The organism is Aeromicrobium endophyticum (assembly GCF_003586285.1).
GTDB lineage: Bacteria > Actinomycetota > Actinomycetes > Propionibacteriales > Nocardioidaceae > Aeromicrobium > Aeromicrobium endophyticum.
The window spans coordinates 416,978-435,315 of sequence record NZ_QUBR01000001.1; the positions used below are offsets into that span (position 1 = coordinate 416,978).

Sequence of the window (18,338 nt, forward strand, 5' to 3'; positions counted from 1 at the left end):
GCACCGAACTCGGACGAGAAGAGGTGCGCGACTCCGCAGATCTGGGCTCGGTGCTGCTGGCTACACGATCTCGAAGACGCGGTCCATCTTGGTGATCTCGATGATGCGCGCGACCGCGTCCGAGAGCCGGGTCAGCTGCAGCGCTCCACCGCCTCGGTCCTGCTGCTTCTTGATGCCGAGCAGCGCGCCGAGGCCGCTGGAGTCGACGAACTCGACCCCGTGCAGGTCGAGCACGAGGGTGCGGTGCGAGACGTCGAGCTCGTCGACCGTCCCCCGCAGCTCGTCGGCGGTCTGCGTGTCGATCTCGCCGGCCACCGCCAGCACCGTCCGGCCCGCCGCCTCGTCGTGCGTGAACGTCAGCTCGGTCATGATCTCGTCCTCTCGGCGGACGACCACGTCCGCGCGCTCCACACGCACTTGCCCCGGTCGGTCTCGTGCATGCCCCACTCGTCCGACAGGGTCTCGACGATGCGCAGGCCCCGTCCGTGCTCGTCGTCGTCATCGGGGTCCTGGGGGCGCGGCAGGCTGCTGGCCGCGTCGTCGCGCACCTCCAGCAGCACGCGGGTGCCGCTGCGCTGCAGCCTCAGGTCGACCGGCGCCCCGCCGTGCACCATCGCGTTGGTGACCAGCTCGCTGGTGACCAGAGCCAGGTCGCGCGTGACGGTGTCGGGCACGTCCCACCGCTTGAGGCTGGCCTGGACGAAGTGGCGCGCCTCGGCGACCGTGGCCCGGCCCGTGTCGCGGTGCATCGACATCGAGACCTCGTCGTCGTCGACGACCGCCCGGGCGATCAGGATCGCGACGTCGTCGTCTGGCCCCAGCGGCAGCAGCGCGTCGACGACCGACTCGGGCACGCCGACCAGCGACGAGGTGCCGCGCCAGTCGATGTGCCGCTCGAGCGCGAGGATGCCCTCGTCGATGTCGCGACCGCGGTGCTCGACCAGGCCGTCGGTGTAGAACACGATCGTCGCACCGGCCGGCAGCGAGACCTCCTCGGTCGGCACGTCGCCGTAGCCCGCGCCCAGCGGGGGGCCGCCCGCGGTGAGCCGTCGCACCTGCCCGTCGCGCGCTGCGACGAGCGGCGGCAGGTGGCCTGCGTTGGCGTAGCGGACGGTCTCGGCGATCGGGTCGTGCACGGCGTAGACGCAGGTGACGATCTGGTCGCCGGCGAGGTCCTGCACCAGCTCGTCGAGGTGCTGCATGACCTCGTGCGGCGGCAGGTCGAGCGTCGCGAAGGCGCGCACGGCCGAGCGCAGCTGGCCCATGACCGAAGCGGCCCGCACGCCGCGTCCCATCACGTCGCCCATCACCAGGGCCGTGCGGTGGCCGCCGAGGTCGATGATGTCGTACCAGTCGCCACCCACGTACGTGCCCTCGACGCCGGCCCGGTAGTAGGTCGCGACGTCGAGGTGGTCGATCTCGAAGGTCTCGGCCGGCAGGAGGCTGCGCTGCAGCGCCTCGGCGATCGAGTGCTCGCGCTGGGCCGCCTCATCGCGGGCGCGCACCTCGGCGAGCGCCTGCTCGGCGGCACGCTGCTCGGTGATGTCCTGCATCGATCCCTGCAACGTGCGCGGAGCGCCCGAGTCGTCGCCGAGCAGGGCGGCCCGCACCGTCACGAGCTTCTCCGTGCCGTCGGGGCGGACGATGCGCTGGTCGAAGGAGGCCAGTCCACCGACCCGCAACGACGCCAGGGCGTGACCGACCCGGTCGGCGTCGTCGGGGTGGACGACGCTGTCGATGACGTCGGGGTAGCCCATCGCCTCGAACTCCGTGCGGGACAGGCCCATCAGCCGCAACATCTCGTCGGACCCCGTCACGGTCTGGCGCTCGAGGTCGACCTCCCAGCTGCCCACCTTGGCCAGTCGCTGCGCCTGGTCGAGCAGTGCCTCGCTGCGCTCGAGCGTGGCGCGGATGCGACGCACCCGGTCGAGCTCGAGGTTGACCGCGACCCGGGCCAGCAGCTCGCGCGCCGCGAACGGCTTGACCAGGTAGTCGGCCGCGCCCGCCTCGAGCCCCTCGACCGTGCCTTCCTCACCGGCGCGGGCGCTGACCATCACGACCGGGACGCTCGTGGTGCGCGGGTCGGCCTGCATGCGCTCGAGCAGACCGAAGCCGTCGAGCCGCGGCATCATGACGTCGGTGACGACCAGGTCGGGCACCTGCCCCTGGTGCATCTGCTCGAGGGCGTCGATGCCGTCGGACGCCGTGGCGACCTCGTAGCGGTCGCGCAGCAGGTCGGCCACGTACGTGCGCATGTCGAGGTTGTCGTCGACGACCAGGACTCGCGCGACGTCGCCGGGCGGCCGACCGGCCTGGTCGGCGGCGGTGTCGGTCTCCGGTGCGAGCCAGCGCCGCGCCTCGGACACGAGCGCGGTGGGCGCCGTGGCGCCGGCGGTGCGCGGCTGCGCGCTGTCGGTGACCTCGGCGGACGGCAGGTGCGCCCGGCCGAACGGGATGCGCACCGTCATCTCGGTGCCGATCCCCTCGGTGCTGGTGGCACTGGCCTCGCCGCCGTGCAGACGCGACAGCTCGGCGACCAAAGCCAGCCCGATGCCCGACCCCTCGTGGGTGCGCGACGCCTGGTTGCGTCCGCGGTGGAAGCGCTCGAACAGGTGCGGCAGGTCGTCGGCCGCGATGCCCGATCCGGTGTCGCGCACCGTGAGCACCGCCTGCCCGTCCTCGTCGCGCAGCGTCACCGCGATGCCGCCGACGAACGTGAACTTGAAGGCGTTCGACATCAGGTTGAGGACGATCTTGGCCCAGTGCTCGACGTCGATGTAGCATACGCCCGACAGGGGCTCGGCCTCGAACTCGAGCGACAACCCGGCCTGCTCGGCGGCCGACTCGAACATCATGACGAGCGGCTCGGTCACGCGCGCCAGGTCGACGACCTCGAACTGCGACGTGATGCCACCGGCCTCGAGACGCGAGAAGTCGAGCAGGCTGTTGACCAGCTCGAGCAACCGCTGGCCGTTGCGGTGGACGACGTCGAAGCGGCGCCGCTGCACGTCGTCCGCCGCGAGGCTCGGATCGTTGAGGGCGTCGGACGTCGGCCCGAGCAGCAGGGTCAGCGGCGTGCGGAACTCGTGGCTGACGTTGGTGAAGAAGTCGGTCTTGGCCTGGTCGAGCCGCGCCAGCGTCTCGGCGCGCCGCTTCTCGCCGTCGAAGGTGCGGGCCGCGTTGATGGCCGCCGACAGCTGGCCCGCGAACAGGTCGACGAAGCCCGTGTAGGCCTCGTCGACCGGACGGAAGGGGCTGAGGCCCGCCACCAGGAAGCCGTACGGCTCGGTCGTCGCCGGATCGACGAACGGCACCAGCAACGCGTGCACCGGGCGCTGGCCCCAGGGCCCGACGGGTGGCTCGTGCGGAACGGTCGAGAGGTCGACGAGCACCTGGCGACCGGCCAGCGGCTCGGCGACCGGCCAGACGGGCGAGGCCTCGTCGAGGTCGATCGAGGCGGGGGCGAACGGGTGGTCGTCGTCGACACCGGCGCCGCACGCCCGGACGACGCGTCGCTGCGCACGGTCGACGAGGTAGACGATGCCGAACGGCAGCGACAGCGGATCGGCCTCGATCTGCTCGCAGGCGGCCGCGATGGACTCGTCCTCGGTGTGGCGGCCGGTGGTGCGGGCGCCGAGATCGCGCAGCGTCGTCATGCGACGGGTCGAGACCGTCTGCTCGGTGACCTCGCTGACGACGCACAGCATGCCCTCGACGCGGCCCTCGTCGTCGGCCAGCGGACTGTACGAGAACGTGTGATAGCTCTCCTCGAGGAACCCGCGCCGCTCGAGGAACAGCATCAACGACTCGTCCCACGTGGCCTCGCCGGTCTCGATCACGGTCCGCACCCGTGGCTCGACGTCGTCCCAGATCTCGGACCAGACGTCCGACGCCGGCTGCCCGAGCGCCCAGGGGTACTTGTCGCCCAGCGTGTCGCGGCGATACGCGTCGTTGCAGAAGAAGGTCAGCTCGGGACCCCACGCCATCCACATCGCGAACTTGGAGGTCAACAGGATGCGCACGGCGGCCTTGAGGCTGACGGGCCATCCGTCGGGATCACCCAGGGGGGTCGAGGCCCAGTCGACGGCCTCGAGGTCGCGGCCCACCTCGCTGGAGGTCCAGGTGCTGCGCATGCTGGTGTCGCCGTCCGATCGCCTCGATGCCCTGGCCTGCCGGCCGGCGCGACTGCTTCACGCCTGGCCATGATTATGCCGACCTCGCGGCCCGTGCGCACGGCATGCCCGGAGAGCGGCGCGGCTACGGCGACATGAGGAGGGCGGGCGCGTCCGTCTGCGTGAGCCGGAGGCCCGCCGTCCTCGTGTGCGGGTGGTGCGTCGGACCGGTGGGACGATCTTCGCGACCGACCCCTCCTTACCCGCCTGCCGCCGGCCCAAACATGGGAGTCGCCCTGGTCCTCGAGTGGCCGCCGCCGACGGTTTCGCCGGCGCCGCCGCGGGTAGGCGTCGCGCATGCCTGACACCGCCGCGCGCGTCGACGCCGATCCCGACGACGACCGCAAGCCCGACTCCCCCGCCGACCTGCACCAGCGGTCGTGGGCGTACGTCGTCCGCAAGACCGTGCGGGAGTTCTCGAATGACCAGTGCACCGACCTCGCGGCCGCCCTTACCTACTACGCCGTGCTCGCCCTGTTCCCGGCGCTCGTCGCCCTCGTGTCGCTGCTGGGGGTGTTCGGGCAGGGACCGTCCACCGTGGACGCCCTGCTGAAGATCGTCGACCAGCTCGGTCCCGACTCCGCAGTCGACAGCCTGCGGCCGACGATCGAGCGTCTCACCACGTCGCAGGGTGCAGGACTCGCGCTCGTGCTCGGCCTGGCAGGCGCCCTCTGGTCGGCGTCCGGCTACGTCGGGGCCTTCGGACGAGCCATGAACCGCGTGTACGAGATCGGCGAGGGTCGGCCGGTCTGGAAGCTGCGCCCCGTCCAGCTGTTCGTGACCCTCGCGAGCCTCGTCCTGGTCACCGTCGCCGTTGCCGGGTTGGTGCTGACGGGCCCGGTCGCCGAGGCGGTCGGCGACCAGATCGGCCTCGGCTCGACCGCGATCCTCGTGTGGGACATCGCGAAGTGGCCCGTGCTGCTGGGCGTCGTCATCGTCATCGTCGCGCTGCTCTACTACGCGACCCCCAACGTCAAGCAGCCGAAGTTCCGCTGGATCAGCGTGGGCGCGGTCTTCGCGATCGTCGTGTGGATGCTGGCGTCGGCGGCCTTCGGCCTCTACGTCGCAATGTTCTCGAGCTACGACAAGACGTACGGCTCCCTGGCCGGGGTCATCGTGTTCCTGCTGTGGCTCTGGCTGACCAACGTGGCCCTGCTGTTCGGTGCCGAGCTCGACGCCGAGCTCGAGCGCGGTCGCCAGCTGCAGGCGGGGATCGCCGCCGAGGAGACGATCCAGCTCCCGCCCCGCGACACCCGCACCATCGAGAAGGCTGCCGACAAGCACCGCAAGGACGTCGCCGATGCCCGCGCCATCCGCCGCGACGCCGGCGACGACACGAAGGACGATCTATGAGCCGCTACCAGCTGCGCGACACCGACGGAGCCGTCATCGCCGAGGAGTCGTTCGACTCCTTCGAGACGGCGGACGCCTGAGCCCAGGTCTACGGTGCCTCGGACGGGTGGACGCTGTTCCAGCAGATCGGCGGTCGGTGGACCGCCGCGCGTCTCGACCCGACCGCGCTGGGCGACTAGGCAGCCGGGACGACGACCTGCTGCCGGGTGCGCCGGCGCAGCAGCGACATCGCCGGCCGCTCGACCAACCACCAGCTGGCGGCGGCGAGGGGCACCGTGGCCGCGACGCAGGCCAGCACGAACACGAGCACGCCGGCGCGCTGCACGTCGAACACGGCCAACAGCTGCGCGACGGGGAACCCGTAGAGGTACATGCCGTAGCTGATGTCGTTGACCGAGCCGATGCGCCGGACGGCCGCCGGCAGGGTGATGCCGGCGTACAGGCACAGGTAGGCCAGCGGAAGCGCGCCGAGCGGCTGGCCGTGCCCGGCCACGGCGAGCGCCACGAAGGCGATGGCGGCGAGCAGGGCCAACCGCCCGTCGACGCGCACCCGGGACGACCAGAACAGCAGCATCGTGCCGGCCGCGAAGGCGGGCGCGAGGAAGGCGAGGTCCTGGATCGGGCCGGGCGTGCCGTGCGGGACGTTCATGGCCGCCACGGTCGCGCCCACGAAGGCCGCGAGCGACCACCACGGCGAGCGTCGCACGGGTGCGATGGCCAGGCCCACCCCGAGGATCGTGTAGCAGGCCACCTCGCTCGGCAGGGTCCACAACGAGCCGTTCCAGGCCGTCGCGAACGGAGCGCGGTCGAGCGTCGAGCCGATGCCCCAGTCGCCGTTCCACAGGTCGGCCCAGCTGAGCACGTAGTGCCGGCCGTCGGCCCACGTCCAGCCGCCGGTCCGGGTGGCGGCGACCGCGGACAGGCCGAAGGCCGTCACGGCCAGGCACACCCAGAAGGCCGGCAGGATGCGCATCGCCCGCTTGGCCGCGTACATGCCGGGACGGTTGACGAGCCGGCTCTGCGCGATCAGGTAGCCGCTGATCGCGAAGAAGCCCCCGACCGCGAGATGGCCCAGGTTGACGTCGCCGATGGCCGGGTCGTCGCCGAAGCCGCCGATGGGCCACGCGTGCGACACGATGACCGCGGTCGCGAGCACGAGCCGGATCGCGTTGAGCGAGTTGCTGCGCAGGTCGAGGCGCGCCTCGATCGTGCCGGGTGCCGGTGTGGTCATGGGTCTCCTGTCGCCGGTGCAGAGTCGTCGGACCTCACCCCATGACGGCGCAGGACTCGCGCCCGGGGTTCGTCCCGGCGCGAGCGGGTACCACCAGCGAGCACGCACCACCGATCGAAGGAGCGCACGATGAGCGAGACGCCCGACGAGTCCGTCAACCCGGCCGCCGACGAGGGCCAGAACGAGCCGGTCGACCCCGTGCAGGAGGGCGCACCGGCGACCGGACCCGAGGCACCCGTCCCGCCCGGAGGGTCGACCGACGCCGACGCCTGACCCGGGCTCGCCCCTTGAGCTCGTCGAAAGGCTCTTTCGACACGCTCGAGGGGCGAGGACGCGTCAGCGCAGGAGGCCGCCGGTCAGTCGGCGCACCCGGCTGTGGGCGAGGGCGGCTCGAGCCGCGTTCATCCCCGGTGCACCGTGCACACCGCCGCCCGGATGGGCGGAGGCCGAGCCCAGGTAGAGCCCGCGCACGGGCGTCTCGGCCCGTCCCATCCCCGGTACGGGCCGGAAGACCAGCTCCTGGTGCAGCTGCGACGTGCCGCCGTTGATCGCCCCGCCGATCAGGTTGGCGTCGCGCGCCTCGAGCTCGCGGGGACCCAGCACGCGCCGGGTCAGCACGCGTGAGCCGAAGCCCGGTGCCAGCGCCTCGATGCGCGCCTGCATGCGGTCGGCGAAGCGCTCGCAGTCGTCGCGGTCCCACTCGCCCCGCACCGATCCGTCGCCGGCGTCGCCGACCGAGTGCTGCGGGACGTGGGTGTAGGCCCACAGCGACTCCGTGCCGGCGGGCGAGCGTGTCGGGTCGGACGTCGTCATCTGGCCGGCCAGCATGAACGGCGCCTCGGGGACCATGCGGGCCGACACCTGGCCGTGCGCCTGGGTCATCTGCTCGACCGAGTCGGCCACGTGGAACGTCCCCGGCGCGAACGGAGGTGCCGACGCCCACGGCACGGGACCGTCGAGCGCCCAGTCGACCTTCACCGTCGAGGGGTCGAGGTCGAACGACCGCATCGCCGACCGCGTGCGGGCCGGCAGGTCGTCCGGCGACAGCAGCCGCCCGTACAGGTGCGGCGCGACGATGTCGGCGACGACGGCACGTCCGGCCGCGAAGCGCTCGCCGTCGGCGGTCAGCACGGCCGTGGCCCGGCGGTCCGTGACCTCGATGCGCACGGCCTCGGCGGCATACCTGATCTCGCCGCCCAGCGACTCGAAGCGACGTCGCAGCGCGTGGGCGAGCTCGCCCGCTCCGCCCTGCGGCACGGGAAATCCGACCGTCTGCCCCAGCATCGACATCAAGATGCCCATGAGTCCCGAGCCAGGGGCGTTGAGCGGGATGTCGGCGTGACCCGCGTTGCCGGCGATCACCAGGCGGGGCCCGACGCCGCCGAAGCGCGACAGGCCGACCTCGTTCGCCGGGGTGAGCATGGTCTTGACGAAGTCGAGCCCGCCGACGCTGCGCAGCCGCGCGAGCGCCCCCACGCCGTTCTTGACCGGCGGGAAGGGCGACAGGAGCGCCTTGACCATCTGGTCGCCGATGCGGTCCCACTGGGCGCACAGCTCGAGCCAGGCCTCGCCGTCGCCGACGTGCGCCTGGTCGAACAGGCCGGCCGTGACCTCGCGATCGCGGTGCAGCATCCCCCACCCGCCGTCGCGCAGGGGGTGCCCGAGCACGGCAGGAGCATGGACCCAGGTGAGGCCGTGCTCTTCCAGCCCGAACGACCTGATCGTGGGCGACTCCTCGGCCAGCGGGTAGAAGGCGCTGAACGTGTCGTGGACGAAGTCGGGGTGGACGTCGCGTGCGCTCTTGACCGCCCCGCCCACCTCGTCCTGGGCCTCCAGCACCAGCACCGACCAACCGGCGTCGGCGAGGTGGTTCGCGGCGACCAGGCCGTTGGGTCCGGCGCCGATCACGACCGCGTCGTGACCCGGCGCCCTCACGCGGCCGACCTCTTCGTCGCTCCCCTGACCAGGGCGGACGCGTTGCGCGCGATGCCGACGAGGGGGTTGCCCTGGCTGCCACGCGGCTGGTTGCCGGCCTCGACGGAGGTCAGGACGTTGCCCTCCGTCGCATCGACGCGCGTCGTGCCCTCCATCGCGGCGAGGCGGAACAGCGGACCCACCAGCCGGTCGAAGACGCCCGGGAGCGCGCTGAAGCCGAACCGGATCAGGTCGTTCGAGAGGTTGACCTGCGTGCGGGCGCGGGGGTGGTCGAGGCGGCGCAGCGCGATACGGGCCACCTTGTCGGGACCGGCCACGGGCGGGGGCGGACGCCCGAGGTAGCCGTCGTAGGTCGCCGCCTGCTCGTAGATCGGCGTGTCGACGCCGCCCGGGGACACGTAGGCCACGTGCACGTCGGGCAGGTCGCGGTTCTCGACCTTCAGCTGGCGCGCCAGCGCCCGGACTCCCCACTTGCTGAGCACGTACGGGCTCATCGACGGCACCGCGATGTGCCCGATCAACGAGCCGATCAGCACCAGGGTGCCCGCCTGCTGGCGTCGCAGCACCGGCATCACGTGACGCGCCACGTTGACCGAGCCGATCAGGTTGGTGCGCAGGACCCCGTCGAACACCTCCGCGGGGATCTCCTCGGAGCGACCGTAGGCCACCACCCCGGCCGAGTTCACGACGGCGTCGATCACGGGGTGCTCGGCGAGTACCTGCGCGAAGCAGGCGGCCACGGCGGCGTCGTCACCCACGTCGGTCGGCACGACCATCGCCGAGGCGGCCCCCCGATCGCGGCACTCCTGCGCGACGAGCTCGAGGGCTGCCCGGCCGCGAGCGACGAGCACGACGTGGTCACCGCGCTCGGCGGCCTGGACCGCCGTCGCCCGGCCGATACCGCTCGAGGCCCCGGTGACGACGATGACGCGTGCGGCACCCGTCACGGCTTCAGCACGACCTTGATGCAGCCGTCCTGCTTCTTCTGGAACATCTCGTAGGCCCCCGGCGCCTCGCTGAGCGGCAGCCGGTGCGTCGCGAGCGACTCGGTGCCGAGCACGTCGGCGTCCTGCTCGAGCACCTTGACGATGTCGTCGGTCCAGCGCTTGACGTGGCACTGGCCGAGACGCATCGTGATGCCGCGGTCGAACATCTCCATCAGCGGGAGGGGGTCGACCTCTCCCCCGTAGACGCCGCTGACCGACACCGTGCCCCCGCGCCGCACCGACTTGATGGCGGTGGTCAGGGCGTCCAGGCGGTCGATCGCGAACCGATCGATGACGGGCTTCGCGACGGCGTCCGGCAGGAGCCCCGCGGCCGAGATGGCCTTCTCGGCGATCGGGTTGCCGTGCGACTCCATGCCGACGGCGTCGACGGTGCCGTCGGCACCGCGTCCGGCCGTCAGGTCGAGGAGCGCGGCCGGCACGTCGTCGACCTGGTCGATGTCGACGACCTCGAAGCCCCACGCGCGCGCCAGCTCGAGTCGCTCGGCGACCCGGTCGACGCCGATGACGCGCACACCGGCCTGCTTGGCGATGCGAGCCGTCATCTGGCCGATGGGCCCCAGCCCAAAGACCGCGAGCGTCTGGCCCTCGGTGACGTCGGCGTAGGCGAAGGCCTGCCACGCGGTCGGGATGACGTCCGAGACGTAGAGGAACCGCTCGTCCGCGACGCCCTCGGGCACCTTGACCGGCCCGAACTGCGCCTGCGGCACCCGCAGGTACTCAGCCTGCCCGCCGGGCACCGCGCCGTACATGTCGGTGTAGCCGAACAGCGACGCTCCCTTGCCGTGCTCGGTGTTCTGCGTGGTCTCGCACTGCGCGAACAGCCCGCGCGAGCACATCCAGCAGTGGCCGCACGAGATGTTGAACGGCACCACCACGCGGTCACCGACCTTCAGGTCGCCCGCCTCCGCGCCGACCTCCTCGACGACGCCCATGGTCTCGTGGCCCAGCACGTCGCCGGGGTGCAGGTACGGGCCGAGCACCTTGTAGAGGTGCAGGTCGGAGCCGCAGATCGCGGTCGACGTGACCTTGATGATGGCGTCGGTGGGCTGCTCGATGCGGGGGTCGGGGACGTCCTCGACCGAGACCTTCTCGGTGCCTTGCCAGGTCAGTGCCTTCATACGATGCTCCTCGGGGTGGTCGGGCGGTTCTCGGCGATGTAGGCCAGCCGGCGCAGCGTCTCGGTGTTGCGCCACTTCAGCGTCAGGCCCTTGAACGGCTCCGGCACCAGCACGCCCGGTCCGGCGACGGCCTGCTCGCGGATCGTGACCTCGGTGCCGGCGCCGACGGCGGTGAGCTCGATCTGCACGTCGGCCTCACCCAGCGGCCATCCGCGTGCACGCAGCCGGATGAGCCGCTGCGGGTCCAGCTCGGTCACGCTCGTGGTGTCGTCGATCAGCGCGGGCCACACGCCGACCGAGTGGTGGACGCGGGAGTCGACCGCGGGGAACGAGTCGTCGACCTCGCGCACCCGCGACGCGCCGACCACCCACAGCGGATAGGTCCAGCCGTCGGTCAGGACGTCCCACACCCGCTGGGGGGTCGTGTTGATCGTGCGCTTGTTGACACTCATGAGCCGTGCGTACCCGAAGCCCGCGGTCCGAACCCGATCGCCGGGGTGCGTCCCCGCACATGTCGAACTCTCAGGAATTTCTTGGCCTCGGGCCTTGAACCGCCCCGCAGTCGGTACCTATAAAAGTCTCGAGGTTGAGTCACATCGACTCAACCTCGAGAACTCACCGACCAGGAAGGAGATCTGACATGAACGCGATGACCTTTGATCCTCTCGTCGAGCTCGACCGCCTCGCCGGCGACCACCTCACCCGTGGACGCACCCCGCTGCGCACCGGCCCACGCGCCGTGCCGGTCGACCTGCTGAGGGATGGCGACCAGTACGTCCTGACGGCCGACCTGCCGGGCGTCGACCCGGGATCGATCGACATCGACCTCGACGGGCACGTGCTGACGATCCGCGCCGAGCGCACCGCGGCCACGCACGAGGGCGCGCAGTGGATCGCGCAGGAGCGCCGCACCGGCAGCTACATGCGGCAGTTCACGCTGGGCGACGGCGTCGACACCGAACGCATCTCGGCGGCCTACGACCACGGCGTGCTCTCGCTGACGATCCCGCTCAGCGAGAAGGCGCGTCCGCGCAAGATCGCGCTGAGCAGCACCTCCGACCAGGCCTCGATCGTCGCCTGAGCGAGTCCCCGGCAGGACCCGACCGATACGCTCGGTCGGGTCCTGTCGACCGGGAGGAATCCGATGACCGAAGCAGCAGACCGCCCCGCCACCGATGAGGGCTCGCAGCCCTCGCAGCCCTGGGAGCCCGGGCCGAACGCCCCCGAGGGCGGCTGGGACGACGACGACCTCGTCGACGAGATGTCGGAGGAGTCCTTCCCGACCAGCGATCCGCCGTCCACGTGGGCCGGCGAGGACCCCGCCGACGCCTAGACGGCCCCCTCAGCCGAGCAGCGACTCGTACAGACGGCGGTGCGCGACGGCGACCTCGAGCCGCTGGCGCTCCCGCTCCGAGACCGACACGGTCGGCGCGTCCGACGCGAGCGCCCGCCGGACGGCCTCGCCGAGCGACGCTTCCTCGAAGACGCCCTCGTCGAGGACGTAGGTCTCGACCGGCCCCTGGTCGGCGTAGTACCCGCACGACGGCGCGACGACGGCCGTGCCCACGTCGCGGCAGGCCTCGAGCCAGCCGGAGTGCGTGCCGAACCGGTACGGCAGCACCGACGCGTCCAGCGACGCCAGGTAGTCCCACAGCTCGTCGTCCGTGAGGTACTCGTGCACCCGCAGGTCGATGCGGTCGCCGAGCCCGTGCACGAGCGAGGCCAGGTCGGGGTCGTAGACCTTTCCCCCGGGCTCCAGCAGCTCGGCGTGCCCGTTGACCTGCAGCACCGCGCCGCCGTCGAGGGCCTCGACCGCGCGCACGAGCGCCGGGAGCACGACGGTGGGCGCCATGCCCGCCCGCACGCTCTTGAGGTGCAGCCCGACGCGGGCCGGTCGACCTCCGCGGTCGTCCCGCCGCGCCTGGCGCCGTCCCATGTCGTCGAGCTCCAGCACGTGCGGGTGCGGGATGACGGTCGGCCGCCTGCCCCACCGGGCCGTGATCTCACGGGCGGCGCCGTCGGTCAGCGTGATGAGCCCCCGGGCCGCGGGCACCAGCACGTCGAGCTGCGCGTCGTGCTCACGGCGATCGACGTGGTGCGGGTTTCGCAGGTCGTGCACCGTCAGCACCAGCGCCTTGCCGCACGACTCGAGTGCACCGATCAGCTCGCGCAGCTCGTCGGGAGTCTTGGCATCGAAGCCGAAGTGCACGTGGAAGACGTCGAACTCGTCGTGGTGGCGGCGCACCCACTCGGCGTCGAGCATGCGCGGCGGCCACCACTGCGACTGCTCTGACCGTCCGGACGTCGGCGGGTCGGGCAGACGGCGCACCCCGTCGTCCACACCGTCGGGAGGGGCCAGGTGGCGCACGTACACGTGCGAAGCCGGCACCGAGGCGACCCGGATCGGCATGACCGACGGCGGCGACGGCGGCGACAGCGGCGCTGGCGCCGGCGGCGGGGGGGTGAGGTTCGAGCGCAACACGATGAGGATCCCTGCAGACGTGACGAAGGGCGGCCTTCTGCACCCGATGGCGACAGGTACCCGCGGCGCGGCTCGCCAACCGGCTGGGACCGCCCGACCTCAGCCCACGCGACGTCCGCCCTCGAGCCTCAGCACGAGATCCGCCTCGTCGATCGACGCGTCGTCGTGCGTCACGCAGGCCACCGCCGCGCCGTCGCGGGCGGCGTCGGCCAGCAGCCGCCGGGTCCGCGCCCGGCTCGCGGCGTCCAGACCGGCGGCCGGCTCGTCGAGCAGGAAGACCTGGGCGCCGCGCACGAGACCCTGCGCCAGCATGGCCCGCTGACGCTGACCGCCCGACAGGGTCGAGAACGGTCGCGACGCCAGGTCGGCGAGGTCGACCAGCCGCAGCGACTCGTCGACCCTCGCCCCCCTCGCTGCGCGCCCGGGACGCTCGCGACGAGGTGTCCGGGTGCTCCACGTCCCCATCGCCACGACCTCGCGGACGGTGACGGGCAACGAGTCGGGCACGGCCGGTCGCTGGACGACGAGCGCCACCTCGTCGGGGCGGTCGACGGACCCGAGCTGCGGCCGCCGCACGCCCGCGAGGATCTCGACGAGGGTCGACTTGCCGGCACCGTTGGGCCCGGCGATCGCCGTGACGGTGCCCCACGGCAGGTCGACGTCGACGTCGTGGAGGACCTCGCAGCGGTCGTACGAGAAGTGCAGCCCACGGGCGCGGAGGGCGTTCTGACGCGTCATGACGATCACCCTAACCGATTTGATAATGATTCTCGCTTCCATGTACGGTCCTGGCGTGCCCTGGCTGACAGACCCCTTCTCCGCCGACTTCGTGATGCGCGCACTGCTCGGCGGTGCGCTCGTGGCGGTCGTCTGCGGCGTCGTCGGGACGTGGGTCGTGATCCGCGGCATGGCCTTCCTGGGCGAGGCGATCGGCCACGGCATGCTGCCGGGTGTCGCCCTGGCCACCGTCGTCGGAGCACCCGTCATGCTCGGTGGCGCCGCGAGCGCCATCGCCATGAGCGCGCTGGTGGGCGTCCTGCAACGACGCGGCCGACTCTCGTACGACACCAGCATCGGCCTGCTGTTCGTCGCGATGCTCTCGCTCGGTGTCATCATCGTGTCGCACTCGCGCAGCTATGCGACCGACGCGACCGCCATCCTGTTCGGCGACGTCCTCGCGATCGACCGGGCCGACCTCGTGGCGCTGCTCGTGGCCGCCGTCGTCGCGCTCGTGGTCGCTGCGACCCTGCACCGGTCGTTCGTCGCCGCGGCCTTCGACCGCCGCATCGCCGCGACGTTGGGCCTGCGACCCCAGCTGGCCCAGCTGGCGCTCGTCGCCCTCGTGACGCTCGCCGTGGTCGCGTCGTACCAGGCCGTGGGCTCGCTGCTGGTCGTCGGGCTGCTGCTGGCACCCTCCGTCGCTGCCGGCCCGTGGACCAGCAGCATCCCCGCCCGCATGGTCGTCGCCGTCGGCTTCGGCTGGCTCGCCGTGCTGGGCGGCCTGCTCTGCTCGTGGCACGCCGACACCGCCGCCGGTGCGTCGATCGCCGCCACCGCCATCGCGCTCGCGGCCCTCTCGTCGCTCGCCGCCCAGGCCGTCACCCCGCTCCCTCGATCCGGAAGGTCACGATGACTCGCCTCACCCGCGTCGCCCTGCTCGCGGCCGCACTGATGACGACGACCGCGTGTTCCGCCACGTCCGACGCCGGCGCACCGGCCTCGCCGCCGGCGTCGAAGGGCCACGGTGCCGTGGCAGGCGCCGCCGAGGTCGCCGAGCCGCAGCTGCACGTCGTGTCGATCGACGATCGAGGTGCGACCTCGATGCTCGACCTGCTGACGGACGAGACGACCGACCTCGGCTCGGTGACGCCGCCCGACTCCGTCACGAGCGACGGACGATACGTCTTCGCGGCCGACGAGACCGGTGTCGACGTCGTCGACAGCGGTGTCTGGACCTGGGACCACACCGACCACTTCCACTACTACCGCGCCGCCCCCCGCACGGTCGGACGCGTCGACGGCGAGGGCCGGGCGACGATCTCGAGCGGGCTGCTGTCGACCGCCGACGGCACCGGGGTGTTCTTCCCCGACTCCGGCGAGGCGGTGCTGCTCGACAACGCCGCGCTGAGCCGCGGGAGGATCGACGAGACGCTGCGGCTCGACGTCGGCCCGCACGACGGCCTCGTCGCCCCGCTGGGCGACGGTGCCGTCGTCAGCGAGCCCGACGCGCAAGGACGTCCCGCCGGCCTGCGCGTGGTCGACGCGGAGGGCCGGACGATCGGCGGCACCGCGTGCGCCCGGGCCTCCGGCACCATCACGACCCGCGTGGGCCTGGTGGTCGGGTGCGCCGACGGTGCCGTGCTGGCGACGCTCGACGGCGACGAGCCCGTGCTCGAGCGCATCGCGTACCCGGACGGCGCAGCCGCGCCCGCGACGTCGTTCGCCGCCCGCAAGGGTCGACCCACCGTCGCCGGCCTGGGTGACGGCTCGGGCATCTGGCTGCTCGACACCCGCGAGCGCTCCTGGCAGTGGATCGAGACCGCCTCGCCCGTCGTCGCGGCGGCCGCCGCGGACGACGCCGACACGCATGTCGTCGCCCTGGGCGAGGACGGCACGGTGCAGGTCTACGACGGGACGTCCGGCGACCAGCTGGCCGCGACCGACCCGCTGCTCGCCTCCACGCTGGCCGACCCGCAGCTCGCGCCGGGCGTGACGCTGACGGTCGACGCGCAGCGCGCCTACGTCAACGCGGCCGCCGACGGCGTCGTCCACGAGATCGACTACGCCGACGGGGCCCGGGTCGCCCGCTCGCTGCGCACACCCACCCGTCCGGCCCACGTCGCGGAGACCGGACGATGAGGCGCCTCGTCCTGGCAGCCGTCGGCGCGGCCGTCGCACTGTCGGCCTGCTCGTCCGTGAGCGGGTCCGACCGCCCACAGGTCGTCGTGACGACCAACATCCTGGGCGACGTCGTCGAGCAGGTGCTGGGCGACCAGGCCGACGTCACGGTGCTGATGCCGCCTGACTCCGACCCCCACTCGTCGGAGATCTCGGCCCAGCAGGCCGCCATGATGGGCGACGCCGACCTGATCGTCTCGAGCGGCCTCGGCCTCGAGGAGGGGCTGCAGCAGCACCTCGACCGCGCCGAGGACGCCGGCGTGCCGATGCTCGTGGCCGGCGACGAGGTCCAGGTCGTCCCCTACGCGTCGGGCGACGCCGAGGGCGCGGACGACCCGCACTTCTGGACCGACCCGGCCACGATGGTCGACGTCGTCGACGCGCTCGAGGAGAAGGCCGCCGACGTCGACGGCATCGACGTCGACCGGCTGGGGCGGGACGCAGCGGCGTACCGCGGCGAGCTCACGGCGCTCGACGCCGAGATGACGACGGCGTTCGCCGCGATCCCGCCGGAGCGTCGCGCCCTGGTGACCAACCACCACGTCTTCGGCTACCTCGCCGACCGCTTCGACTTCCGCGTTGTCGGCGCCGTCATCCCGGGCGGCACGACCCTCGCCGCCCCCAGCGCGGCCGACCTGCGCGACCTCAGCGAGGCGATCTCGACCTCGGGGGTGTCGACGATCTTTGCCGAGTCGTCCCAGCCCGACCGGCTCGTCCAGGTGCTCGCCGACGAGGCCCGCCTCGACGTCGACGTGGTCGAGCTGTTCACCGAGTCGCTGACGAAGAAGGGCGGCGGCGCCGAGACCTACCTCGACATGATGCGCGCCAACACCGAGCGCATCTCCGCCGGCCTCACCCGCTGACCACCCCCGCACACAGACCCATGCACCACCACCCATCACCACGAAAGAGGTTGCACATGTTCGGACGCACCACCCGGCTCGGAGGGGTCGCCACCGTCACCGGGCTGGCCCTGCTCGTCACCGGCTGCTCGTCGGGCTCGGACGGCACCGACGCCGCGTCGCCCGCCGCCCCCAAGGAGATCAGCACGTCGTCGGCGGGACGCGTCGCCGTCAGCACCCCCGGAGGGATCAGCGTGCTCGACGCGAAGACCCTCGACGTCGTCGACGACTTCACCACCGAGGAGTTCACCCGACTCAACGCGGCGGGCGACGGCCAGCACGTCTTCGTCACGACGTCGAAGGGCTTCCAGCTGCTCGACACCGTCGCACCGAGGCTGACCGACGCCGTCGTCCCCGCGACGACCGCCGGACACGTCGTCCGCCACGCCGACAAGACGGTGCTGTTCGACGACGGCACGGGCACGACCTCGATCTTCGAGACCGCCGACCTCACGAAGGTCGACGGCGCCCCCGAGCCCGCCAGCACCTACACCGCCCCCGCCGCCCACCACGGCGTCTCGATCGTCCTCGAGGACGGCACCCTGCTGACCACGATCGGCGACGAGACCTCCCGCTCGGGCGCCGCCGCGATGAAGAAGGAGGGCGACGACTGGACCGAGATCGCCTCGAACAAGGAGTGCCCCGGCATCCACGGCGAGGGCACCGCGAAGGGCGAAGCGGTCGTCTTCGGCTGCGAGGACGGCGCCCTGCTCTACGTCGACGGCGCCTTCGAGAAGCTCGACGCCCCCGACGAGTTCGGCCGCATGGGCAACGCGTACGTGTCCGAGACCAGCCCGATCGTCGTCGGCGACTACAAGACCGACCCCGACGCCGAGGGCTACCTGCTCAACGCCGTCACCCTGATCGACACGGCCGATCGCAGCCTGGAGGTCGTCGACCTGCCGGATGACGTGCAGTACACGTTCCGCGACGTGGCCCGCGGGCCGGGCGACCGGGCGTACATCCTGTCGACCGACGGCAACATCCACGTGCTTGACCCGGCGACCGGCAAGCTCGTCGACGAGTTCCCGGTCGTCGAGCCGTGGGAGGGGCCCGCGGAGTGGCAGGACGCGCACCCCGCGATCAGCGTCGACGGCGACATCGCCTACGTCACCGAGCCCGCCAGCAACACCGTCCACTCGGTCGACCTGACCACCGGAAAGACCACCGCGTCGGTCACGCTCGACAGCACGCCCAACGAGATCGCCGTCGCACTGGGCTGATCACGTGGGCTGACGCC

Annotated in this window: 17 protein-coding genes; 8 read left to right on the forward strand and 9 right to left on the reverse strand. The window is 72.2% G+C overall.

Annotated elements, in window-relative coordinates; genetic code table 11:
• Positions 1–60: 60 nt before the first annotated feature.
• Positions 61–369 (reverse strand): STAS domain-containing protein, encoded by a 309-nt coding sequence (locus tag DX116_RS02150; RefSeq protein ID WP_147393554.1) that lies wholly within the window; start codon positions 367–369, stop codon positions 61–63.
• Positions 366–4,133, reverse strand: a complete 3,768-nt coding sequence (locus DX116_RS02155) for a SpoIIE family protein phosphatase (RefSeq protein ID WP_119702570.1) — start codon at positions 4,131–4,133, stop codon at positions 366–368. Before DX116_RS02155 ends, DX116_RS02150 begins: the two co-directional genes overlap by 4 nt.
• 336 nt (positions 4,134–4,469) lie before the next feature.
• On the opposite strand from DX116_RS02155, the gene DX116_RS02160 reads away from it, so the two are divergent.
• Positions 4,470–5,525, forward strand: coding sequence for a YihY/virulence factor BrkB family protein (locus tag DX116_RS02160; protein ID WP_119702571.1), 1,056 nt, complete (start codon positions 4,470–4,472; stop codon positions 5,523–5,525).
• Between the two features lie 175 nt (positions 5,526–5,700).
• Here DX116_RS02160 and DX116_RS02165 read toward each other — a convergent pair whose 3' ends face one another.
• A complete protein-coding gene (locus DX116_RS02165; protein WP_119702572.1) occupies positions 5,701–6,756 on the reverse strand; it encodes an acyltransferase family protein in 1,056 nt (351 codons plus the stop codon).
• Between the two features lie 129 nt (positions 6,757–6,885).
• On the opposite strand from DX116_RS02165, the gene DX116_RS19830 reads away from it, so the two are divergent.
• On the forward strand, positions 6,886–7,029 hold the full coding sequence (locus DX116_RS19830; RefSeq protein WP_158591876.1) for a hypothetical protein: 144 nt from the start codon (positions 6,886–6,888) through the stop codon (positions 7,027–7,029).
• A gap of 63 nt (positions 7,030–7,092) precedes the next feature.
• Here DX116_RS19830 and DX116_RS02170 read toward each other — a convergent pair whose 3' ends face one another.
• The 4 genes from DX116_RS02170 to DX116_RS02185 are packed head-to-tail and all read right to left on the reverse strand — an operon-like array spanning position 7,093 to position 11,268.
• Entirely contained in the window at positions 7,093–8,691 is a 1,599-nt protein-coding gene (locus DX116_RS02170; RefSeq protein ID WP_199715894.1) for a phytoene desaturase family protein, read from the reverse strand.
• The gene (locus tag DX116_RS02175) at positions 8,688–9,638 is read right to left on the reverse strand and encodes an SDR family NAD(P)-dependent oxidoreductase (protein ID WP_158591877.1); all 951 of its coding nucleotides are present in this window, start codon (positions 9,636–9,638) and stop codon (positions 8,688–8,690) included. The genes DX116_RS02170 and DX116_RS02175 overlap by 4 nt, the downstream gene beginning before the upstream one ends.
• Entirely contained in the window at positions 9,635–10,816 is a 1,182-nt protein-coding gene (locus DX116_RS02180; RefSeq protein ID WP_119702574.1) for a zinc-dependent alcohol dehydrogenase, read from the reverse strand. Before DX116_RS02180 ends, DX116_RS02175 begins: the two co-directional genes overlap by 4 nt.
• The gene (locus DX116_RS02185) at positions 10,813–11,268 is read right to left on the reverse strand and encodes an SRPBCC family protein (RefSeq protein WP_119702575.1); all 456 of its coding nucleotides are present in this window, start codon (positions 11,266–11,268) and stop codon (positions 10,813–10,815) included. The genes DX116_RS02180 and DX116_RS02185 overlap by 4 nt, the downstream gene beginning before the upstream one ends.
• Before the next feature lie 188 nt (positions 11,269–11,456).
• Here DX116_RS02185 and DX116_RS02190 point away from each other — a divergent pair, with 188 nt between their 5' ends.
• Together DX116_RS02190 and DX116_RS02195 are read left to right on the forward strand one after the other, a co-directional pair.
• Entirely contained in the window at positions 11,457–11,897 is a 441-nt protein-coding gene (locus DX116_RS02190) for an Hsp20/alpha crystallin family protein (protein WP_119702576.1), read from the forward strand.
• A 63-nt stretch (positions 11,898–11,960) separates the two neighbouring features.
• Positions 11,961–12,149: a hypothetical protein gene (locus DX116_RS02195; RefSeq protein WP_119702577.1), complete on the forward strand. Its 189-nt coding sequence runs from the start codon at positions 11,961–11,963 to the stop codon at positions 12,147–12,149.
• A 9-nt stretch (positions 12,150–12,158) separates the two neighbouring features.
• On the opposite strand, the gene DX116_RS02200 is transcribed toward DX116_RS02195, so the two are convergent.
• The gene (locus tag DX116_RS02200) at positions 12,159–13,298 is read right to left on the reverse strand and encodes a glycosyltransferase family protein (protein ID WP_233556537.1); all 1,140 of its coding nucleotides are present in this window, start codon (positions 13,296–13,298) and stop codon (positions 12,159–12,161) included.
• A gap of 99 nt (positions 13,299–13,397) precedes the next feature.
• Complete coding sequence (gene aztA / locus DX116_RS02205; RefSeq protein WP_119704074.1) at positions 13,398–14,036, reverse strand: zinc ABC transporter ATP-binding protein AztA; 639 nt, start codon at positions 14,034–14,036, stop codon at positions 13,398–13,400.
• A gap of 55 nt (positions 14,037–14,091) precedes the next feature.
• Here aztA and aztB point away from each other — a divergent pair, with 55 nt between their 5' ends.
• From aztB to aztD, 4 genes are read left to right on the forward strand one after another with little or no spacing between them, the layout of a single operon-like run.
• Complete coding sequence (aztB, locus tag DX116_RS02210) at positions 14,092–14,931, forward strand: zinc ABC transporter permease AztB (RefSeq protein WP_119704075.1); 840 nt, start codon at positions 14,092–14,094, stop codon at positions 14,929–14,931.
• Positions 14,928–16,157: an ABC transporter gene (locus DX116_RS02215; RefSeq protein ID WP_119702578.1), complete on the forward strand. Its 1,230-nt coding sequence runs from the start codon at positions 14,928–14,930 to the stop codon at positions 16,155–16,157. The genes aztB and DX116_RS02215 overlap by 4 nt, the downstream gene beginning before the upstream one ends.
• Positions 16,154–17,059 (forward strand): zinc ABC transporter substrate-binding protein AztC, encoded by a 906-nt coding sequence (aztC, locus tag DX116_RS02220; protein ID WP_119702579.1) that lies wholly within the window; start codon positions 16,154–16,156, stop codon positions 17,057–17,059. The genes DX116_RS02215 and aztC overlap by 4 nt, the downstream gene beginning before the upstream one ends.
• Before the next feature lie 56 nt (positions 17,060–17,115).
• Complete coding sequence (gene aztD, locus DX116_RS02225; protein ID WP_119702580.1) at positions 17,116–18,321, forward strand: zinc metallochaperone AztD; 1,206 nt, start codon at positions 17,116–17,118, stop codon at positions 18,319–18,321.
• Positions 18,322–18,338: the final 17 nt, after the last annotated feature.